Consider the following 6000-nt stretch of genomic DNA (forward strand, 5'->3'; position numbering starts at 1 on the left):
GTCCCGCCGCTGGGCAGGATTAGGCCCGACGACGGGCTGACCACCGCCGTCGCCTGCCGGTTCTGTTCGGCGTTAGCGCTCTGTGTGCCAGCCGAGCGCGGCGAGGTCTCGCCTCAACCACCGGTACGCGAGCGTGGTTGCGGCGTTGGAGTCCCAGATCGGGTGGTCGATGTTGCCGAGGTCGATCGGGTTGAACGCGTTGCGCGGGACATGGCGAATCCTCCGACACCAATCACCGTAAGCAGGGTCTTGGAGGCCGGTGACGAGCGTCGAGACGACCGCTGCCGACTCGAAGTCGCTGGTTGAGTTGTCGGGCAGCACTGCCAGGCGTACGTCGGGTGAGTCGACCTCAGTATCAGTGAATCGCATGACGAGTACTTCAGCTCGCACGGGGAACATGCCGTAGAGACCCAATGCGTCACCGAAGGCGGGGAAGTTCTGTTCCACGAGCTGTCGGTAGCCGACCAGGGCCTCTCGCACCATGATTTCGGCCAGGGCCAACGTGAGTTTCGGCGAGTAGAGCTCCCAAGTCCAGGTGGCGCGTGGCCGTACAAGATCGCCCTCAGGCCACGGCGGAAGCAAGAGGTCGTTGGTTTCCAGAGCAAGTTGGCTGGACAACCAACGGATGTCGTCCGAATCGACATCCACGTTCCGCCCCGTCCCGGACCAGGTGGACCGCACGGTCCCGGCAGCGCGTTCCTCCCACGCGGAAACCCGCTCACGGATCTCGGCGACATCGATGGGAGTGCTGTGGCCGCGTCCGTTGTCGAATGTGTGGACGAACTTGGCAAGGTCGTAGGTGCGTTCGCGGGCGAGCCATGAGTCTTTCGGAACTGACAGCGTCCTCCGTTGGATGGCGGTTGCGAGTTGTTTTTGGAGGGTTTGCTGAGCAATGTGCCAGCGTCCGAAATCGTGGGCAGGGAAGGTAAATCCCGTGACGCTCTGCCAGTTGTGGGGACGCGGTGGCCAGGGCTCGGTAAGCGGTGTGACCTCTGGGCCACCCTCTGCGTCGCGGGCACGTGCCAACGTGGCCCAGCCGTTCTGCAACCAGATTCCCCAGCGGGCGGGCCTTCCGTCATGGTGGCGAACGAGAGACTTCGCGAGCGGTCCGAGGCCTTCCAGAAGGGCTGTTTCGGCTTCACGAAGCCATCTGCCCGCTCTGAGCGCGAGGTTGGGCTCGGTGTTCACACCGTTGACGTCACGGCGTTGGATAACGGCCGAGATCTCCGTGTCCGTGTGGAATGTCAACGGGCCGAGATCGCACGTCGAGACTTCGCCCATGATCCAGAACAGGGCTGCCGGGTTGATCTTTGCCAGACGCAGGAGCAGTTCTTCCTGGCGGGCTGGCGTCGGGGCGCTGGAGACGGCCACGGCCAGCGCGTATCGCCATCGGGGGAACGACCGGGGCGCTGCGGCGGTAGCGAGATCTACCGAGTCCGAAGCGATCGCCTCCGCGCCGAAGTACTGTTCGAACACCGGGAGGGCGAACGTCAGCTCGCCGCTGTTTTCGACGACCAGCCCGGTGGCGATTAGGCGCTGGACCCGCGGTAGCCGGAACAGGGTGCTCTTCGCGACGTGCGGCGGTTCGAGCAGTACCACAGCGAGGCTGGCGAGATCCTCCCAAGTTTCGTCTGGCACGTCCTGGCCGGGGACGCAGGCTGCCTGCGTCGCCAGGTCGGCAAGCAGCCGAGTCCTGGAGATCCTGATGTTGCGTCCAGCGCGTACCTGTGCGGCGAGGGCCAGGCTGGTGAGTGGGTTGGTGAGCAGGGTCGATGTCTCCGCGGTCCACAGGTGGTGGGGTGCGGGCTCGCCCAGCACGAGGCTGACCAGTGCGGCTCCGCGGTCGGGGCTCCAGGCGGGAACGTCGATCCGTTCCTCTTCAGCAAGCGCGAGGCCTGGTCGTGTACAGGCGAGCACGCTTACCTGAGGCCACGCGTGCACCAGAGTGCGTGCCTCATGCAGAAGATTCTGGGCTTCTGAGGTCGGCACACCGTCTAGCTCGTCCACGACGACTCGGCAGTTCAGGTGCGGATCGGCGCCCAGTTTCGCGACGATCGCATCCTGTAGCCCGTGCGCCACCATGCGGGCGGTGAAGAAGAGTGGAACGTCGACGTCGTCAGCGGATTCGGCCTCCCGCAGTCCCTGCTCCCACCAGCGGTTGGCTTGCTCGGACTTCCCGGCTCCGAGCGACGCTACGAGCACGCGGACGTTTCCAGTCGGCACGGTCACGACTGGGTCGTCGAGGGCGGTCATCCACGCCAGCACCTCGTCACGGCGGTGCGGCGGGACGAACAGCTTCAGGCGGGCCGCACGGCGTCCGTGAAGCTCACGGTGTGCGTTGTCCAGTGTCTCGGCTCTGCTGCGCATCCGAGGACTGAACGGCATCGTGGCCGCCAATCGCTGCAGGATCTGCCGGAGTTCGTTGTCCGACAAGTCGATCCCGGTGCCCTGGGCGACCTGTTGCTGCTTCCAGGTCAGCAGTTCCTCTGTCGAATAGGCCGAGGCGTGGTCGTCGACGTGCTTGTGGTGCTTGCCGCACAAGAGCAACAGGTTTGCCTCGCCGTCAACGTCCTCCTCGTAGTCGGGATCGTGTCGCGGTCCTCGTGGCGTTTCGGACCTGATGTGGGCGATCTGCACGGCAACCGTGAGCAGGTCCCGGTCCGAGAAGACCAGCTGCTCAGAGCACTCCGGGTATGCGCACCTGTTCGAACGCCCGAAAAGCAGCTTGATCGTCTGCAACGAATAGTCACGCGCCACCGGAGGACAGTAACGCGTGGTGGTGTCACAGCGCGTAGACCGGCCTTTGTCCGCCACCTGTGCCATCACTCGGCAAAGACCACCTGACGGGCACCTTGGTCGCGATGTCGTGGTGCTGTTCACCTCCGAAGGTGGCGACGAGTTGCCTCGAACGTGTTTTGGTTCGGGCGGCGGGTCGATCGGGGCGATCACAGGGCAAGCTGGCACCGACCATCAAGTCAGCAAGGAGACCTGACCGATGCAGCAGTCCGCGCTGTCCTCCGCACAGCCCCGGCGTAACCTGAAAGCCCTAACTACCCAAGTCGCAGAACTGCGCGAGGGCGACCTAGTAGGCGTGATGGTGCGGTCCGAGCGATACGGCGTGGTCGTGATCGAAGGCCGGGTGACTCGGTCCAATTCGTCGAAGTCACTCGTAGTGGGTGGGTACACACTGGAGACCGTCGGGCGCCCGGAAACGGACTTGCGCGGGCGTCGTGCCCGACTCGCAGTGCTCGCCCACCTCAGGTGGAATGCGGGGGTTGCTCAGGTAGCTCGGCGTGCTACTCATTGAGTGTCGAGTAGGAACCGCGTCGAGGCGATGGCACTATCGGTCCTGTGCGCGGTCTACTCGATAATGATCTCCTTGACGGACCTCACGAGGTGTCCACGTGGCTGAGGCCGGTGCGATGCGCGCACCCGGTTGCGGTAGGCGACGTTCCTGGCGCATTGAAGGAAATCGAGTGGTTGTGCCAGTTGTGGGGCGGTGGCGGCCGCCCGCTCCTGCCGGTTCGCGACGGGCAGATGCCTCGTCGCTACGCTCGGCTGCTGGAGTCGGAACTGGTTGATTACGTTGCCTCCGGGATCCCGGTTGCAACTCCGTTCAGGGTTCGGCAGGAGTCCACATGGGACACGCCGGTGGTCTTGATTGCCTCCGGCGAGGACCTAGATAGGTGGACCCGTCCGGTCGAAGTCGTCGAACTCGCTGACGACGATCCCTGGCAACCGGCCTACGCGGCGGTACTGGGGCGACTTCCGGCGGCCATCGACCAACATGCCCTCGACCGGTTCTTCCTGCGCAAGGATTTGACCTTCGAAGAGCTGTTCCCCGTTCGACGTGTTCACACTGAGGGGTCGTTGCAGGATCTGCTGATCCGGCTTGAGAGCAACGATCATGTCAAACCGCGACAGCTCAGCAACATGAACTTGGCTGCTGGCATGGAACCTGACAGGGGGTTCATGGCACGCAGCCCGATAATTCCGCCGCGGTTTCCAGTTCGGAGGGCGGCCGGCCCGAACATCATCGTCGCGCTGTCGCCTGGTTCTGTCGAAGATGTGGTGTTGCTGTGGAACCTGAGGGCGGCGCACGGGGACAAACGAGTGTTGCCGATCGGTATCCCGGTTGCTGAGCTCACTGACCAGGCTCTCGAGGAGCTGAGCCAGCCTGGTAGGGCCACCATGTTCGGGTGGTCAGGTGGAAAGTGCCACGTCACGAGCTCCTCGCTGAGGCACGACGAGTTGGTGGCTCTGACCGCACGTGCTCACGGCGTCGTCGTGGCGAGCGAAGAGGAGTTGCTGACGTTCGGCAGCGCACCGGGCAGGCCTGGTAGTCAGGTGGCCATGTGGAGCGCGGGGCGTGCCCGTCTCACGGTCTCCGACGAGGACCGGAAAACCCTCGCTCCCTTGCAGCAGGACGGCGCTTGCGGTGCGGATGTGCTCGTTGATGTCACTGTGCACGATCGCTTGTTGCCTGCCGACGGGATGATGCGTGGCGCGACGTACGCGGCCACTTTCCGGGCGGGCGCGGCTCAGGCGGACGTACTGAGAATGCGCCGCGTTGATCCGATCAGTGTGGCGTGGCCACCCTCTTGGACCGCTGTGGCGGCCACAGTCCACAGCCGTGGCTTGGTCGCCAAACCATCAAACCCAGGCCTCGCTGCGGTCGCGTTGTTGGAAGCCTTGGGCGGCATAGAGCAGGTGTGGTGGCTTTCGCACGCGCCGTTGATCGACTTGCTGTACCGGCTCGGCGAGCGCAGCGGTATGTCGTGGTGGAAGAAACGATGGGCGACTGTGCACAAGGAGTTGCGTGAGCTGGGCGTTGACGACGAGAAGCTGGAGCGTGCAGCGGAGGAACTGGGGCGTGATGACCCCGCAATCGCTCCCTCTGGTGAGGGACGCGACCTGCCACTTGATGAATTCCGCAAGGCGCTCGGCGGCAAGCAGGATGCTGCGGAGAATTGGGTGACTTGGGCCGAGCAACGGCACTTGTTGGTGCGTGGTGTTCAGGTCAGCTGTCCCGAGTGCAACGGAAAGTCGTGGTTGCCCATGGCCTCCTTGCCTCCTCCCGTGGGCTGTACTGGGTGTGGTCGTGAGATCCGGCAGCCGTACGGTGCCGGCGAGCTGAAGTTCACTTACAGGCTGGGGGAGCCGCTACGCCGAGTCCTGGAAAACGACTGTCTTGGACATCTGATCGCGTTGCGGTGGCTCACTGAGTTGTTCGAGGGATGGGACCTCGTCGGCGTGCATCCTGGTGTGACCTTCATCGATCCCAAGATCGGAGAAGATGTCGGAGAAGCCGACGTACTGCTGTTGTTCGCCAACGGCGACCTGGTGCCCGTTGAAGTTAAGCGTCGTGTCGCAGGCGCCGACGCCAGCAACGCTACCAAGATGGACACTCTGGCCGATGCCTTGCAAGCACCTTGGGACCTGCTCGCGGTCACCCAACCTGGGCGGGAGTGCACCGGCCTGATGGAACAGGCACGCGGCTTGCCTCAACGCCCTCGTCTTCTCCTCACGAACGATCAGTTGCATGAGGACTACCCGATCTGGGAACTGGGCAAGAACCCGTTTGCTGTCGGGGCGTCACGTGACCGACAAGCGGACGTGGAGCGTGAGGCAGCTTTCGTCAAAGCTGTGTCCAAAGGCCTCCTTGAGCAGCCACGCGATCGTGTGAGTCCGACGCTCCTCGACCCCTCACTGAAATAGAGAACCGCAGATCCGGGCCAGCGCGTCAGAGCCAGCCCTGCCGTGACGCCTGAACCCAGAGCTGGAACCTCATCTGGGCTCCTAAAACCTCCTGGAGCAGGCTGATCGCAGGTGCACGTCGCGGGCGCTGGACGGCGTCTTGGGCGGCCCGAGAGTGGGCTTGCGTCCCCCAATTTCGTGCAGCGCGCCGAACTCAGGATCCACGGTGATGCGCGGATTCGAGTCCAGGTGAGTCCTGATCCACTGCAGTCCGGTCAGCTCGCCCCAGCGTAGGCCGGTGTA

2 protein-coding genes and 1 pseudogene are annotated in these 6000 nt (G+C 64.0%); 1 reads left to right on the top strand and 2 read right to left on the bottom strand.

Annotation, left to right across the window (positions count from 1 at the left end; translation table 11 throughout):
- Nucleotides 1–72 precede the first annotated feature (72 nt).
- Nucleotides 73–2757: a hypothetical protein gene (locus ORI60_RS23750; RefSeq protein ID WP_266036775.1), complete on the bottom strand. Its 2685-nt coding sequence runs from the start codon at nt 2755–2757 to the stop codon at nt 73–75.
- A gap of 705 nt (nt 2758–3462) precedes the next feature.
- Here ORI60_RS23750 and ORI60_RS23755 point away from each other — a divergent pair.
- Nucleotides 3463–5718, top strand: a complete 2256-nt coding sequence (locus tag ORI60_RS23755; protein ID WP_266036776.1) for a hypothetical protein — start codon at nt 3463–3465, stop codon at nt 5716–5718.
- A gap of 81 nt (nt 5719–5799) precedes the next feature.
- Here ORI60_RS23755 and ORI60_RS23760 read toward each other — a convergent pair.
- A pseudogene (locus tag ORI60_RS23760) lies at nt 5800–6000 on the bottom strand (hypothetical protein); the annotation flags it as partial.

The organism is Lentzea sp. NEAU-D7 (assembly GCF_026242055.1).
Classification (GTDB): Bacteria; Actinomycetota; Actinomycetes; order Mycobacteriales; family Pseudonocardiaceae; genus Lentzea.